This is a genomic window from Streptomyces sp. NPDC001480 (genome assembly GCF_042894725.1).
Classification (GTDB): domain Bacteria; phylum Actinomycetota; class Actinomycetes; order Streptomycetales; family Streptomycetaceae; genus Streptomyces.
The window spans coordinates 19917-33696 of record NZ_JBIAVX010000040.1 but is presented as its reverse complement, the minus strand read 5'-3'; the positions used below and the strand labels follow the sequence as shown (position 1 = coordinate 33696).

Below are 13780 nucleotides of genomic sequence, written 5' to 3'. Positions count from 1 at the left end.
CAGGGCGTTGCCCTCCCACTGATCGACGACTTCGAGGTAGCCGGCGAGGACCTTGAAGTGGGGAACGAGGGCCGGGAGCCGTAGGGGACCGGGACCACGCGGAGGCCGATCTTGGATACGCGCAGGTCGGCCTGGATGCTGCCGGGGGTCTCGGCGTAATCGCGGACCCGGTTGAAGGCGAGGTCGTGTCGGCAGCCGGCGACGGCGAAGTGCATGAGGACCAGGGCGCGGTCGCGCAGGCCCGTGAGGTTGTCCGGGCAGAAGGCGCTGATCTTCACCAGGTGCTCAACGAGCAGCGGCGGGGCCTGGCCCCGGCCGCGGGTCTCGCCCTGCTCCTCCATCTCCTTCACCAACTGCTTGAGCCGGTTGCGGCCGAGCCGGGTGGCGCCGTCCTCCAGCCGCACGCCGTGCTCGGAGCGGGCGGACACCGCGGTGCCTGAGATCCGGCGGTCGATGGTCGACGGCGCGGTGCATGTTCCCTTCCTCCCGCCGGGCTGGGTCCACAGCCACTCGACGAACATCACCAGCGTGCCGAGGGTGACCGCGAGCGAGTACCGGCACACCGGAGGCGGCGCAGAACCTCGTCCAGCTCGCGCAGTCCTGGGCGTAGCTTCTGCGGGTGCTCGACGGGCGGCCGTCCGCGATGGTGCGCACCGCCTGGCAGTCGATTTGGTCGAGCACGGCGCGGGTCGCGGTGTCGTACTCCTCCGGCCGGGCCGGCGCGGCTGGGATGACGACCGGTTCGACCGTGTTCTGACCATCCGACACGATCCGCCTCGTTCACCGGATTTACGCGCTTCCATGGACCCTCGATATGGGGAGCTTATCCGGGATCCATATACCGGTCCGCCGCGAGCCGTGTTGACGTCGTCTCGCGCTCCCACACCTGCGACGTGAGGGTGGTACCACCAAAAAATTATCGGCAGACCTGAAAAAAGTTCGCGTGCAGCCGTGGGTTCACAAGTCTTCGCAGCCCTATGAGTCGCCAGGCTTATAACCACAGTGCGAGGATTGGTGTTGCTCAAAATGATCAGCGATAGTGCCGACGACCAGCTGAACGTGAAGCTCTCGGCTGAGGTCGAAGAGGATCCGCCCTCCCCGCCCCTGGAGCAGGACCGGGAGCTGTATGCCGAGCTGGTGCGAGCGGAGTTCTCGGGGCCCCGCTACGAGCTCTTCACTCAGGAGCTGTGGACGTACGGGATCCGCACTCTGACGGCATGGATGCGGACAGGCCTCATCGTCCAGCACTGTTACCGGTACAACGTCGCCTTCGCCGCTTCGGAGACCGAACTGGCCATCCTCGGCCGGAACTCCGAGGTACGCGAGGCACTGGCGGTGGACAGCGTCGCGGCGGCCGCCCCGCGCTTCGTTGAGCGTGCGCTGCGGGGCGGTGAATGGAACCCGAACAAGGGCGCCAGCCTGTTCACCTTCTTCGTAGGCGGATGCGTGCTGGCCTTCGGAGACGTCTTCCGGAAATGGTCCCGGAAGCGGCGCCGGGAGGTCGGGCTGACAGCCTCCGGGCTCCTCAACTCCGCTGAGGAAGGCGCCATGTTCCCCAGACAGCTCAGCCTGTTCGACGACCCGGCGGAGACGGCCGCCTCACGTGACACCTTGCGGCGGATACTCAACAAGGCCACCCCAGAGGCCGCAGCCATCTGCACGCTCATGCTGCGGCGCCCTGAACTCGATCAACGCCAGATCGGTGCTCTGCTCGGCGGGATGAGCGCGCGAGCAGTCGAGGGCCAGCTCCGACGGCTCCGCAGTACGGCGCGCAGGCTCGCGGCGAGCGGAAAGGTCAGCCGACCGCAGTTCTCTCAGGCAGGCCAGCGATGACCGTTGAGATCGCCCCTGAAGCCGTAATGATCCTCACCATCGGCTGCCTCGTCGGGCTCGCCGTCTACAAGCACACGGCTCGGCCCCATTCCGGCGCCCCCGCACAGGGAGACCTGGTGGGCGCCATCGGAACGGCGGTGGGCGTCATCACCGTCCTGGCTCTCCTTCTTGGCATGGGAGGTGCTGGCGAGACAGCGCACAGCCCCAACGACCTGACGCCAGGATCGGTGGCTCCGACAAGTTCGCGCCCCCGCTTCCGTGAGGCGCCGATCCCTGTATCCGGTTCGGTTGGGTCCCCTGATCATGTGGATGTCGTCGGTGGCAGAGTCCGCTCCGCCACCGACGACAAGGTCAGACCAGCCGGAGCACGGGTCGGCTGTCGGGTACGCCAGCAGCTGCCGGACTCGCGCGGAATGCCAGGCCAGTTCTTCGGCAAGCACCGCCAGGGCCACCGGGCTCGACGGCGATCTGGTGGTGTGAACGGAGGACCGGCTGGCGTTTGAGTTGCCCCAGCAGCAGCTCGGGCGGCGTGGAGTCGCCCGCGACCAGGACAGCAAAGGAGTGGCTGGCACATTTCGTCGTATTCGGCTTGCTGCATGCCAGAACTGACCTGAGAACCTGGCCGCACCCTCGGCGGCGCACGGCCCTCGATGACCTCTTTGTGGGAGCGCGGTGCTCAGACGCCGTTGACGCTGTTGCCCCTCGACCATCGCTCCGGACACAGGAAGGGAATGGCTGACTGACTTCCGCCGGCGACCGACCGGCACCGAGGCGGTGCTACCCGATCGGGAGAGTGTGATCGTCGGCCCGTCACACCCGCCACTTAGGATCAATGTTCGTGGCCGAGGCACCAGATGAATTGATCGAGTAGCCGAGGGGGATCTCACCCCTCGGCTCTCACAGAACCGTGCGTAAAAGTCTCCCGTTACACGGCTCTTGTCGTTCTGATCATCAGATCGAGCAGGCGGCAGTGGTCAGGCGCCAGTGCGCGAACATGCGTGGGTACCGCTGTGCGATCTCCACGAGCTTCGCGAGCGCCTTGCGGTGGCCTGCGAGCCGTTTGTACTTCCGGCGGATCCAACGCACCAAGTAGGCGTTGATGCGCATCAGCAGGGAGATCAGCTCCCACGGGCGGAAGCGTCCGTAGTAGTTGATCCAGCCTCTGACCACAGGGTTGATCCTGCGGGCGAGGTCTGCGAAGGAGCTGCCGGTGTGGACGTGCAGTTGCCACGAGCGCACGTCCCGACCGATCCGGGTCAGGGCCTGCCTGCTGATGGCCGGCTCGAACGACAGGAACTGCTTGCCGCGCCGATTCCGGTTCTTCCTGGGCCGGAACGTGTACCCGAGGAACGTAAACGACGTGTGCTCATAGGAGCCGCGCCGGTATGAGTCCTTGCAGTAGACGATCCGGGTCTTGTCCGGGTGCAGCTGCAACCCGACCTCGACCAACCTCCCCCTGAGCGCGGCCAGCACCTGGCGGGCCTGGCGCTCGGTAACGCAGTGCAGCACCGCGTCGTCCGCATAGCGCTCGAACCAGACGCCCGGGAACTCCCGTGCCATCCAGGCGTCGAACACGTAGTGCAGAAACAGGTTCGCCAGGACGGGAGACACTGGGGCACCTTGCGGGGTCCCGCGTTCCCGTTTCAGCAGGGAGCCGTCGAGCATGACGAGCGGGGCGGCGAGCCACCTACGCACGTACAACTTCACCCATACGGCATCAGTGTGAGCCTCCACCGCCTTGACCAGCAGGTCCCAGGGCACGCTGTCGAAGAACTTGGCGATGTCGAACTCCACCACCCAGTCCCGCTTCCAGCAGCGCTCCCGGCACCTTTCCACCGCATCCAAGGCAGACCGTCCAGGCCGGTATCCGTAGCTGTCCGGGTGGAAAACAGGCTCCACCCTTCTCACGAGATGCCGGGAAACAACGGTCTGAGCCACACGATCGGCGACAGTGGGAATGCCGAGCATTCTCGTGCCACCTCCATGCGGCTTGGGGATCTCCACCGCGCGCACCGGTGGCGGAAAGTACGAGCCCGACGACATGCGATTCCAGACCTTGTAGAGGTTGCTCCTCAGGTCCTTCTCAAATTCGTCGATGCCCTGCCCATCCACGCCGGATGCGCCCCTATTGGCCTTGACTTCCTCCCACGCCTCCTTGACTTCCCACTTCGAAATATCAAACGGCTTGACCTGAGACTTCAACTGGTCCATCGCACTCCTCCCGGGCTCTCGCCCGGTTGATGTGATCAACTCAGTCACGAACGACCCGGCCCCTTCGCTCCACCCCCATTACAGGGGCTTCATCACTACTACGGACCGGTCTGCCAGCAGGCTCCGCATCGGTACTCGACCCCTTGCGGTGTCCGCCGCTTGGGGCACTCCCTCTCCCCCGACCTGCGTCAGGGCGTATCGGCGCCTGCCTTCTCCTGTTCCATGCGAGAGCCGCAGACCGGACTCACGTCGCCTCCATGCCGGACACCACCTGGCCAATAGACGGGCACCCGCCAGGCTCATCCCGGAGCTCTTGATACGCCCCGGTTTCGATGTCGTCTGGTTCCATTTCGACACGTCAGCAGCGATTCACTTGCGTTCGTCTTTCCGGTCCCCACTTGACGCCTCTTACGGCGCCTTTTCCTCATCGCTCACCACGACAGTCTTCAGCTAACGCAGCATGAGGCAGTTTGAAGCCTCCCCCCGCAGGGCGGCTCCGAAGGGCCACGAAACCTTCATCTCTCGCACAGCACCATTTCCGGAAACTGCTCCTACATCCAACTTCCTTCCATGTTCAGGACACACATCAAGCTGGAACGATCCGCCGAGGAAGAGCGTGCGAAGCTCGCGGGCCTCACCGGTGACGAGTACGACGCCCAGTGGCGACGCTGGCGCGAGGCCTCCGAGACGGTACAGGCGGCCATCACCGCCTACGCCGAAGCCGCCGAAGCCAGCCGATACCAGCTGGAGCAGACGGTGAAGAAGGCCGTCCGGCACACCCAAGAAGACCCAGCCGGCGAGTAACCGCCGCCCCGCCTACCCCTGATCCGGCCAGGAAGCCAGCACCTCACCGGTGTCCTGGTCGGTGAGGCTGACGCGGGCGCCGGGCATGCTGCCGTACTCGCCGACCCAGCGGCGGAACTTGTCCCGCGCCACCTCCGAGCGGATCCACCAGCCGTGCTGCACCGGCCGACCACCCGACGCGAGCAGCAGGTGATAGCGGCCGGGACTGCTCATGCGAGGCGGATCCCTCTGGCCCGGCCCGGCTCGCGCACGATCGCGGCCTTCGCCTCCAGCTCGATGAGCTGGTAGTGCACCGACGCCCTGCTCCGCATGCCGACAGCCACCCCGATCTGCTGCATCGTCGGTGCTTGGCCGTGATCAGCGATGTGCTAGCGGATGCAGCGCAGGATGCGCTCCTGGGTGTCGGTGAGGTAGTCAACGCGATGCATAATGTAATTAGAGCGCTTGTTCGAATATATGGGCAAGCGGAGACACGGCAGCCGGGAGCAGCAGATGAGTGGTGAGCAGCCGCTCTCGCGTCTCGAGGCGCTGCGCTTCTCCCGGCGCGTCGTCGAGCAGCAGGCGATGCGGCAGCTGCGGGTCATCGACCGGTGGATAGCCGAGGAGGAACGACGTGAAGCCGAGCGGCGCCAGGGCGAGGAGAGGCGGCCGCCTCCGCCTCAGTGGCTGATCCAGTACGGGCTCAACCGCACGAACGTCGACGCCGTACACACCGGCGGCTGCTGGGCGGCCGCGAGGAGCGGACGGTGCCGCCCGGTCACCCGGCAGCAGGCCCTGGAGGCACTGCGCCAGCGGGTGCCGGCCTGCATCCACTGCCGTCCCGACACCGCCCTCGGAATCCTCGACTAGGCACTCCATGGCCAGACAGCGGCATCCGGGCGGCCCGCCGCCGGTTACTGCCGCCGCAGGCACCCTCGCGGTACCTGACCGCCGGGAACCACCTGCCATAGGTGACCACCGCCGCACTCGCGGTAGACCGACCAGCCGCCCCTGCCGACCGCCACCACGCAGGACGTGACCAACTCACCCCGGTGCAGGTACCGGACGACCGGCGAACGCGCCGTGGCCACCGCCCCCTCATCCCACCGGGGCCGACGAACCGCCACCGTGGCGCTGGCCCGCCACTTCGCGGCACAAGGACGTACAACGGGAGGGGCCATGGCCGCCGCCGGCGCCGGACCAACAAGCCCGGACCCCAGCACGGCCACCGCGGCCGCCGCGGTGAACAGATAACGGATCATGGACAGCCAACACCCGTCCCACAGGCCCACGCCACGGTCCCCGGCCAGAGATCACCACCCGAGGCGCGCGGTGGGCCAGGGTCAGGCGGGCACGGCCTCGCGCAGCAGCTGCGCGGTCCGGTCGCAGATCTTCGCCACCTGCTCGCGGAACGGGTAGATGCGTCCGGTCCCCGCGACGCTCCGCAGGGCCTTGAGAGCTTCCACCCACTCCACGGCATCCTCGGGCAGCGTGTACGGCTGCCCGCTCATCCTGACCGCCGGACGCGGCTGCGCGGGAACCGTGACGGTCTGCGAGCGGATTGCCGTCCGCTCCACCACCTCGCAGACCGGCGCGGCGGTGCGGCCTCCGGCTTTCACGGGCCGGTCTGCGCGGGCCTGCGCGGTGCGCAGCTCCCAGGCGCGGGTGCGGTGCGCAGGCTTGCAGTACTGCGGCGGCCGGCCACGGCCGGCGTACGTCATCGCCGTGCCGCACCAGGCGCACGTCCGCTCCACCAGCCGCGTACGGACCGCCGTCGTTTCGGCCCGGGTTCAGTATCGGTCGGAAGCTGTTTTCGTCACGGACGTAAATCTACTATCTGCATAAATGCGAGGCAGGCTCAGGTCAGGCAGGTATCGCAGAGGACGACGCCGACACCCCGTGCTCGCCCCGCCCCGCCTGATGTGAAGATTCGGGGGTAAACGGGTCGGAGCACGTTTGGGCACGGGGCGAGGCGGACCGGTATGGAACAGACAGCAGGCGGCGAGGACGGGCAATCGCTGCTGGGGGACGTCATATCGGTGTCCGGTGCGTTCGAGGGCAGCGAGGACATCGCCGTCGCCCGCGACCTCGCCCGTGCATTCCTCACCGACGTGCAGGCCGTGCACGGGCTGCCGGTGTCCGGACGGGTGATGGGCATGGTGCAGCTCGTGGTCAGCGAGCTGGTGACCAACGCCCGCAAGTACGCACCCGGCCCCTGCCTGCTCACCCTGGTAATCAACGGCGGCGCCATCGAAGTGACCGTCTGGGACAGCAACCCCACCCCGCCCGCGATCCTCGCGCCCGACCCGACCCGCATCGGCCAGCACGGGCTGGAGATCGTGATGGCCGTCGGCCAGAGCTTCGCCATCCACCGCGAACCGGTGGGCAAGCGGATCACCACGGCGATCGTGCTGGCCGACGACCCCGGCGGGGACGCTGCCGGCCGTCAGCTGTGACCGGGTGAGACCTCGGGCAGGCAGTCACGCACCGGCCACCGGCCCGTCCGCCAGCACCACGATGCCGTTCCCGTCCGGCGTCTCCACCACCGTGTGCCCGCACTGGACCAGCAGGCCCGCCACCGCGGCCTGCACCACCACCCGCATCCCGTCGCTGGACGCCCCACGCTGATCTGCTGCCAGCGCGGTGAACCCGTGCGACGTCGTCCAGCTCACCAGCACGCCCGCGGGTGCCTCGCTCACTCTCAGCCCCGGCGCGGCGTCGTCCGCCTCATCGACGATATGGAAGCCCGCCAGCTTCAGGGCATGGCGAACCCGTCCAACGAGCTGGGGACGGACGGACGGCACCCGCCTCGCCTGCCCCGAAAGAATCGGATCATGCCATCGGCTGCTGCGGACCCAGTCGAAGCAGCTCCCTGCCATGATCAATCTCAGCGCTACTCCTGTACCGCAACTACCCACACCCGTGGCCGCTGCGGCAGCCCCTCATCGGCCTCGTCGGCAGCCGCATGCGGGATGGATGAACCGCTCATAGGCTGATGATGCTCGGGGCTATCGCGGAGGTCTGCCATGCCCCGAACCATTTGGAGCGGCGCCATCTCGTTCGGTTTGGTCACGGTACCGATCAACGTGGTCAGCGCGACCGAAAACCACAGCATCAGCTTCCACCAGTACCACCTTGAGGACATGGGCCGGGTCCGCTACCGCAAGGTGTGCGAACTGGAAAACCGCGAGGTCACCGAAAACGAGATCGGCAAGGGCTACGAGCTCACCAAGACACAGGTCATCCCGATCACGGACGAGGAACTGAGCCAGCTTCCGCTCCCCACCGCGAAGGCCGTCGAGATCGACGCGTTCGTACCGCTGGAGTCCATCGACCCCATCCGGATCGCCGAGGGCTACTACCTCCAGCCCGCCGGCCAGGTCGCGGCCAAGCCCTACAAGCTGCTCGTGCAGGCGCTCGGCCGCTCAAGCAAGGTGGCCGTCGCGAAGTATGCCTGGAGTGGCAGGGAGCGCCTCGGCCTGCTGCGGGTACGGGACGACGTGCTCGTCCTCCACGCGATGCGCTGGCCGGACGAGATCCGCGATCCCGCCGAGCTGCTCCCGCCACCCGTCACGGTGACCGACGAGGAGATCGAAGGTGCGCTCGCCCTCATGAACACCATGACCCGCGAGGACCTTGAGGGCCCGGAGTTCCGCGACGAGTACACCGAGGCGATCGCCCGGATCATCGAAGCCAAGCGGGAGGACAGGCCGCTGCCTGAGACGCCGGAGCCGGAGCAGCCGGCCCAGGTGCTCGACCTGATGGCCGCGCTGAACGCGTCCGTGCAGCAGGCCAAGGCCTCCCGCGGTGAGCCGGCTGAGAGGGCGGACGTGCACGAGCTGCCGAAGCCGAAAAAGACGGTGGCCGCAAAGAAGCAGCCAGCCAAGAAGACCGCGGCGAAGAAGACCGCGGCGAAGAAGACGTCGGGACGCCGCCCGCAGAGTGCTTGAGGTGCGACAGGGCTGAGGCCCGGCATGTGCCTCGCGCAAGGAGGAAACGAACGGGAGAACGCCAACGCGCTGCGGTAGCTCCGGGGGCGGAGCCGGCGAGTGGCTTCGTAACTGGGAGCGGGAGTCGTTTCGACGTGACTGTGGGAGTCACGTTCTGACCGAGTTTGCGGTGTCAGTTTGTTTTGACGTCATCCGGAGGCTGGCGGTGGGAGCGTGAGGTGTGCCTGTAGCACCCTGCCGGATGGGGAAGTCGCACATGCAGGGGCGAGGATCGAGGCTGGACGCTACACGCCGCTGATCGTCTGACTGCGGCAGCCAAGCAGGGGCGCCGGTAACGGGGTTGTCATGGGCCGCAATTGGCGGGGGCAGCCGAGTACGGTCGTTATGCCCATATCCGGTCGATGAGGGGGCTTGTGGTGACGGGTGTGGAGATCGCGGTCGGGTATGCGTTCGCCTGGCTGGTAGGCAAAGCCCGGCGAGTGACGGGGCGGGCGGATGCGGAAGTTGACCGGGGGCTGGATGCGGGGATGGACCGGCTGCATGAGCTGATCAGCGTGAAGCTGGGGGATGATCCGACGTTGCAGCGAGCACGGGAGGAGGCCGCATCAGGCCTGGAGGAACCTTCGGCGCGCACGCGTCAGCGCCTGGAGTTGGCGCTTGAGGATGCGGCCGCGCAGGACGCCGCCTTCGCAGCGGCCTTGGCGCGGGTGGTGGCCGAACTGCAGGCGGCGGGGCCGGTGGACATCGCGGCCGACACCGGCAGCAGCTGGGCGATGGGGGGCGGTACCGCCAGCACCGGTGTGGTGCGTCCGGGAGGTGCTGGCAGCGGGTCGGCGGCTGCGCAGCACACCGGAGACGCCACCGCGGACGGTGCCGGAAGCAGGGCGAGCACCGGTGTCGACTACAGCTGATCGGCCCGACGACCACACCGACAGCACCGCACACCGCTGCGACCCGAGCTTGGACGGGACCGCATCTGAGGTGAGAGCGGCGGACACCGGCAATGCGCACGCCGTGGACGGCGGGACGGCGGTGACCGGCCACCGGGAGCCCGCACGTGGACCCGGCGCCGCTCCCACGACGCCGGTGCAGGTGAGCGGCACGGGAGAGGCAATCGCGAGGGGGCCCGGCGCCTTCGCGGTCAGCGGCAACCTGACCGTGGTGGAGCAGCGCGCGCGGCAGGAGCCGGCGCCGTGGCCGCACCTGGTCGGGGTGATCCCCGCCCGGGCCAACTGCTTTTGTTCACCGTCAGCGAGGCCCTGCGGATGTTCGCCGAGGACGTCGGCCTCGCCTACACGACGGTGCGGGACTACCGGTGGGTGGCCTCACGCTGGCCCAAGGAACACCGCCGCGCGGACGTCTCGCACACCATCCACAAGATCCTCGCGTCGATTTCGGACGAGAGGGAGCGGTTCGAGGCGGTCGCCAGCCCTCCGGCCCATCCGCGCGGGGGGCCGGCGCGGTGGACGCACGACAGCGCGAAGCGGATCGTGGGCTGGAAGGTCGACACCCCCGAGAGCGTCCAGGAGAAGGTGGACGCGATCCACGACCTGGCCGCCGACGACCAGGTCGCGGTGAAGGTGACTACGGACTTCCTGCGCCGGCCCGCGGTCGCCTCGAAGGCGATGGCCGACGACACTGCCCGGCACGCTGTGAACGAGGCGCAGTTCGACCGCTTCCGCCAGGAGGCCGCGTTCGTGCACGACGAGGCGGCGCCGCTGCCGCAGCTGGCGCGGATGGAGCACAACGTCCAGTTCATGGACCTGGTCGCGGCCTGCACCCAGTTCGTCGTCACCGCCGGCAGGATCGTGCCGAAACTGCGCGGGGCGCCGTTCGACGACGCCGAACGTGAGACGGTCCTGCACGGCCTATCCAGGGTGCGTGCCTCGGCCGACTGGATCGAGAACGCGGTCACCCGCGGCGAGGTGGACCTCGACGAGCAGCTCCAGAAGCTGCTGAAGGGCTCGGGCGAGTAGCCGTGGGGCGGGGCGTTCCCGCTCACGTCCACGCCGAAGCCATCCCGTCCGCCCTCCTGGAGGCCCGTCCCGCCGGACTGACCGTCGTCCAGCTCATGGCGGCCACCGAGCGCACCCGCGCGCAGGTCCACACCGGCCTCGCGCATCTGCGCAAGGTCGCCGCCGCGAAGGGCCTACCACCGATCACCTGGGACAGGACCTGGGGCTACCGGATGCTCGACGACGCGCCGGAGATCTGGATCGGCTACGAGCGGGCGTTCTTCGAGTCCACCCACCACCGGATCGTCAACTTCATCGAGGGCATCCTCCTCGCGCACCGCAAGAAGAAGCCCGACGACCCCTACATCCGCACGGTCATGGCGCAGATGGGCGCGATCGAGTCCACCCTGCACCTCCTCGCCAACCTGGAGTGACCCCATCCGAGGAAGGCGACGGGTCGCGACCGCCCCGCAGTTGGCTCCCAGCACAGGTCGCGGCCCGCCACCCCGCCATGCCGCTGGACCTGCCCCGCTACCACTATCCGTCCGACACCAGCGACCTCGAATGGGCTCTCCTGGAACGGTTGTTGCCGCCTCCCGCCTGCCGGACCGCCAGGGGCGGGGCCCCGGAGAAGTGGCCCCGCCGACGCGTCGTCGACGCGATCCGCTACATCACCGACAACGGCGCGAAGTGGCGGGCGCTGCCCGCCGACTTCGGCATCCCCTGGCGCACCGTGTTCGGCTACTTCGCCCGCTGGGCGAAGGCCGGCGTCCTGCGGCACATCCTCGACCATCTCCGCCGACGGCTTCGTCTCCGGCGGCACCGGTGTCCCTGGCCGGTCCGCGTGATCGTCGACTCCCAGTCCGTCAAGGGCGCCGAGACCGTCTCGAAAGCGACTCGCGGCTACGACGCGAATAAGCATATAAATGGGAGGAAGCGGCATATTCTGGTTGACCAGGACGGCCTCCTCGTGGACCTCCTCGTCACCCCCGCCGACGTCCAGGACCGCGATGCGGCCCGCATCCTTCTCGCCCGCCTGCACACCGAGCACCCCGAGATCGTGCTCGTCTGGGCCGACAACGGCTACGGAGGCGAGGAGTTCGCCACCTGGGCACAGGACACCCTCGGCATCACCGTCAAGGTCGTCTCCCGCCCCAAGGACGCCAAAGGCTTCGTCCTGTTGCCGAAACGCTGGGTTGTCGAGCGGTCGAATTCGTGGACGATGCGGGCCCGCCGCAACGCGAGGGACTACGAGCGCCTGATGTCCCACGCCGAGGCTCACATCCAGTGGGCATTCATCACCCTCATGAGCCGTCGCCTCACCCGCCGAAACCCCCGCGTCGAGGCTGTCCAGGCTCCTCTTGCGACAGCAGCCTGACGATCTTCAACTGCCGTTCGGGTGGGCGTCCATGGACGCCCACCCGAACGGCAACCTCAATCAGCACCCGACCTCACAACGCCGCTACCTGCGGAAAGAGGATGTGACACAGGCACTCAACGGCTGTTCACGGATGCCTCGTTCGGGGTGGTGACCGCATCTGCATCGGTGGAACGTTGCGGTGTCGCGGAGCCTTCGGCGGGCTTGGAGCTCGCCAGGCACAGGCCAGTGAACACGGCGGTGGCCAAGGTGATGGTGCCGGCGGCGAGGAAGGCGCTGTTGAGGCCGGTCTCGAAGGAGGCGCCGCCGGATTGCCGGGTGCGGACGATGGCTCCGAGTACCGCGACGCCGAGTACCGCGCCGATCTGCCGGGTGGTGCTGCTGATGCCCGATGCGAGGCCGCCTTCCTGCGGGCTGACTGTTTGGATGGCGGCGCCTGTCAGTGGGGACATGGTCAGGGCGAAGCCAATGCCGGCGAGTCCCAGCCGCCACCACACGTTCGCGTAGCCGGTGTCGGCGTGCACTATGCCGAGCGCCAGCAGTCCCAGGCCGGCCAGGACCAGGCCGGTGGTGACCACGATGCGGAAGCCGTACCGGGCGGCGAGTCGGCCCGCGTACGGGCTGACGATCACCATGGCGAGGGATACCGGCAGGGTCTGCAGGCCTGCGCGCAGGATTGAACTGCCCTGGACGTGCACGAAGAACTGGGAGAAGAAGAACGACGAGCCCATGAGCGCGAACCCCACCACGACCATGGCGGTGTTGGACGCGGTGAACAGGCGCTGCCGGAACAACCGCAGCGGCAGCATCGGAGCGCAACGACGGGCTTCGACGGCGACGAAGGCGGCAAGGAGGATCACCGCGGCGGCGAAGCTTCCCAGGATGACCGGTGAGGTCCAGCCGCGGGCACCGCCCTCGATCAGCCCGTAGGTCAGTACCCCCACCGCCAGAACGGACAGCACCGTGCCCGGGATGTCGATCGCGGGGGCGCTCGGGTTGCGGGACTCGCTGAGGTGGCGCAGGCCGGCCAGTAGCAGGACCACGCCGATGGGGAGATTCACCAGGAAGATGGCGGGCCAGCCGAAGGCCTGTGTCAGCACGCCGCCGGCTACTGGGCCTGCGGCCAGGCCGATTCCGCTGAGTCCGGCCCACATCCCGATCGCCTTTATTCGTTCTTGCGGCACGGGATAGGCGGCGGCGAGCAGGGCGAGCGAGGCAGGGCTCAGCGCCGCGGCCCCGATGCCCTGCAGCACCCGGCCGGCGACCAGCCAGCCGAGCGAGGGCGCGAGGCTGCACAGCAGCGACGCGGCGGTGAACACCGCCACGCCGGTCAGGTACACCTGCTTGCGGCCGAACCGGTCGGCGAAGACACCGCCGGACAGCAGCAGCATGGCGACCAGCAGTACGTACGCGTCGACGATCCATTGCAGGCCGGTCAGCTGAGTGTGCAGCCGGTTCTGCATATCGGGCAGTGCCGCTCCAACGATCGTGTTGTCGAGCAGGACCATGAACTGGCCCAGGCAGGTCACCGTGAGCAGCACGGCCCGGCTTGGTCGACTGCCTGCGGTCGCATGCGATGCGGCCATGGGATCCCCCTCCATCGTTGGTTGCGCCCGGTCGCGGTCGACGCGGGCGGCAATACAGCCGAGCGCTCTAAAGCAGTCGATGAC

The 13780-nt window shown here is 68.0% G+C and carries 15 protein-coding genes and 2 pseudogenes; 10 read left to right on the top strand and 7 right to left on the bottom strand.

Going from position 1 to position 13780, the window contains the following annotated elements; all coding sequences use genetic code 11:
• Positions 1–563, bottom strand: a pseudogene (locus tag ACFY01_RS45070) (integrase); the annotation flags it as partial.
• A 56-nt stretch (positions 564–619) separates the two neighbouring features.
• Here ACFY01_RS45070 and ACFY01_RS45065 point away from each other — a divergent pair.
• Complete coding sequence (locus tag ACFY01_RS45065) at positions 620–757, top strand: hypothetical protein (protein ID WP_390741591.1); 138 nt, start codon at positions 620–622, stop codon at positions 755–757.
• Between the two features lie 269 nt (positions 758–1026).
• Positions 1027–1833: a hypothetical protein gene (locus tag ACFY01_RS45060; RefSeq protein ID WP_390741590.1), complete on the top strand. Its 807-nt coding sequence runs from the start codon at positions 1027–1029 to the stop codon at positions 1831–1833.
• A gap of 951 nt (positions 1834–2784) precedes the next feature.
• On the opposite strand, the gene ltrA is transcribed toward ACFY01_RS45060, so the two are convergent.
• Positions 2785–4044, bottom strand: coding sequence for a group II intron reverse transcriptase/maturase (gene ltrA, locus ACFY01_RS45055; RefSeq protein ID WP_390741589.1), 1260 nt, complete (start codon positions 4042–4044; stop codon positions 2785–2787).
• A gap of 570 nt (positions 4045–4614) precedes the next feature.
• Between ltrA and ACFY01_RS45050 the strand changes: the two genes are divergently transcribed.
• The gene (locus tag ACFY01_RS45050; RefSeq protein WP_390741588.1) at positions 4615–4848 is read left to right on the top strand and encodes a hypothetical protein; all 234 of its coding nucleotides are present in this window, start codon (positions 4615–4617) and stop codon (positions 4846–4848) included.
• Between the two features lie 12 nt (positions 4849–4860).
• Here the strand turns inward: ACFY01_RS45050 and ACFY01_RS45045 are convergent, their stop codons facing one another.
• A complete protein-coding gene (locus ACFY01_RS45045) occupies positions 4861–5061 on the bottom strand; it encodes a hypothetical protein (RefSeq protein WP_390741587.1) in 201 nt (66 codons plus the stop codon).
• On the bottom strand, positions 5058–5213 hold the full coding sequence (locus ACFY01_RS45040) for a LexA family protein (RefSeq protein ID WP_390741592.1): 156 nt from the start codon (positions 5211–5213) through the stop codon (positions 5058–5060). Before ACFY01_RS45040 ends, ACFY01_RS45045 begins: the two co-directional genes overlap by 4 nt.
• Before the next feature lie 127 nt (positions 5214–5340).
• On the opposite strand from ACFY01_RS45040, the gene ACFY01_RS45035 reads away from it, so the two are divergent.
• Positions 5341–5697: a DUF6233 domain-containing protein gene (locus ACFY01_RS45035; protein ID WP_390741586.1), complete on the top strand. Its 357-nt coding sequence runs from the start codon at positions 5341–5343 to the stop codon at positions 5695–5697.
• A 473-nt stretch (positions 5698–6170) separates the two neighbouring features.
• Here ACFY01_RS45035 and ACFY01_RS45030 read toward each other — a convergent pair whose 3' ends face one another.
• Positions 6171–6548, bottom strand: coding sequence for a hypothetical protein (locus ACFY01_RS45030; RefSeq protein WP_390741585.1), 378 nt, complete (start codon positions 6546–6548; stop codon positions 6171–6173).
• Between the two features lie 261 nt (positions 6549–6809).
• Between ACFY01_RS45030 and ACFY01_RS45025 the strand changes: the two genes are divergently transcribed.
• Entirely contained in the window at positions 6810–7283 is a 474-nt protein-coding gene (locus ACFY01_RS45025) for an ATP-binding protein (RefSeq protein WP_390741584.1), read from the top strand.
• Between the two features lie 24 nt (positions 7284–7307).
• Here the strand turns inward: ACFY01_RS45025 and ACFY01_RS45020 are convergent, their stop codons facing one another.
• Positions 7308–7526, bottom strand: a complete 219-nt coding sequence (locus tag ACFY01_RS45020; protein WP_390741583.1) for a hypothetical protein — start codon at positions 7524–7526, stop codon at positions 7308–7310.
• A gap of 327 nt (positions 7527–7853) precedes the next feature.
• Here ACFY01_RS45020 and ACFY01_RS45015 point away from each other — a divergent pair, with 327 nt between their 5' ends.
• The 5 genes and pseudogenes from ACFY01_RS45015 to ACFY01_RS44995 form a co-directional block, all read left to right on the top strand.
• A complete protein-coding gene (locus tag ACFY01_RS45015) occupies positions 7854–8777 on the top strand; it encodes a Ku protein (protein ID WP_390741582.1) in 924 nt (307 codons plus the stop codon).
• A gap of 425 nt (positions 8778–9202) precedes the next feature.
• A complete protein-coding gene (locus tag ACFY01_RS45010; RefSeq protein ID WP_390741581.1) occupies positions 9203–9688 on the top strand; it encodes a hypothetical protein in 486 nt (161 codons plus the stop codon).
• A gap of 282 nt (positions 9689–9970) precedes the next feature.
• Complete coding sequence (locus ACFY01_RS45005) at positions 9971–10753, top strand: DUF6192 family protein (RefSeq protein WP_390741580.1); 783 nt, start codon at positions 9971–9973, stop codon at positions 10751–10753.
• 2 nt (positions 10754–10755) lie between these two features.
• Complete coding sequence (locus tag ACFY01_RS45000; RefSeq protein ID WP_390741579.1) at positions 10756–11166, top strand: RacP protein; 411 nt, start codon at positions 10756–10758, stop codon at positions 11164–11166.
• 77 nt (positions 11167–11243) lie between these two features.
• Positions 11244–12068 (top strand): annotated as a pseudogene (locus ACFY01_RS44995) (IS5 family transposase); the annotation flags it as partial.
• A 158-nt stretch (positions 12069–12226) separates the two neighbouring features.
• Here ACFY01_RS44995 and ACFY01_RS44990 read toward each other — a convergent pair.
• Positions 12227–13696, bottom strand: a complete 1470-nt coding sequence (locus ACFY01_RS44990) for an MFS transporter (RefSeq protein WP_390741578.1) — start codon at positions 13694–13696, stop codon at positions 12227–12229.
• Positions 13697–13780 lie beyond the last annotated feature (84 nt).

What these genes read in the sequence shown, in the direction of transcription:
- ACFY01_RS45060 (WP_390741590.1), top strand. Translation starts at nt 1,027, where the DNA reads ATGATCAGCGATAGTGCCGACGACCAGCTGAACGTGAAGCTCTCGGCT.
- ltrA (WP_390741589.1), bottom strand. Translation starts at nt 4,044, where the DNA reads ATGGACCAGTTGAAGTCTCAGGTCAAGCCGTTTGATATTTCGAAGTGG.
- ACFY01_RS45050 (WP_390741588.1), top strand. Translation starts at nt 4,615, where the DNA reads ATGTTCAGGACACACATCAAGCTGGAACGATCCGCCGAGGAAGAGCGT.
- ACFY01_RS45045 (WP_390741587.1), bottom strand. Translation starts at nt 5,061, where the DNA reads ATGAGCAGTCCCGGCCGCTATCACCTGCTGCTCGCGTCGGGTGGTCGG.
- ACFY01_RS45035 (WP_390741586.1), top strand. Translation starts at nt 5,341, where the DNA reads ATGAGTGGTGAGCAGCCGCTCTCGCGTCTCGAGGCGCTGCGCTTCTCC.
- ACFY01_RS45030 (WP_390741585.1), bottom strand. Translation starts at nt 6,548, where the DNA reads ATGACGTACGCCGGCCGTGGCCGGCCGCCGCAGTACTGCAAGCCTGCG.
- ACFY01_RS45025 (WP_390741584.1), top strand. Translation starts at nt 6,810, where the DNA reads ATGGAACAGACAGCAGGCGGCGAGGACGGGCAATCGCTGCTGGGGGAC.
- ACFY01_RS45015 (WP_390741582.1), top strand. Translation starts at nt 7,854, where the DNA reads ATGCCCCGAACCATTTGGAGCGGCGCCATCTCGTTCGGTTTGGTCACG.
- ACFY01_RS44990 (WP_390741578.1), bottom strand. Translation starts at nt 13,696, where the DNA reads ATGGCCGCATCGCATGCGACCGCAGGCAGTCGACCAAGCCGGGCCGTG.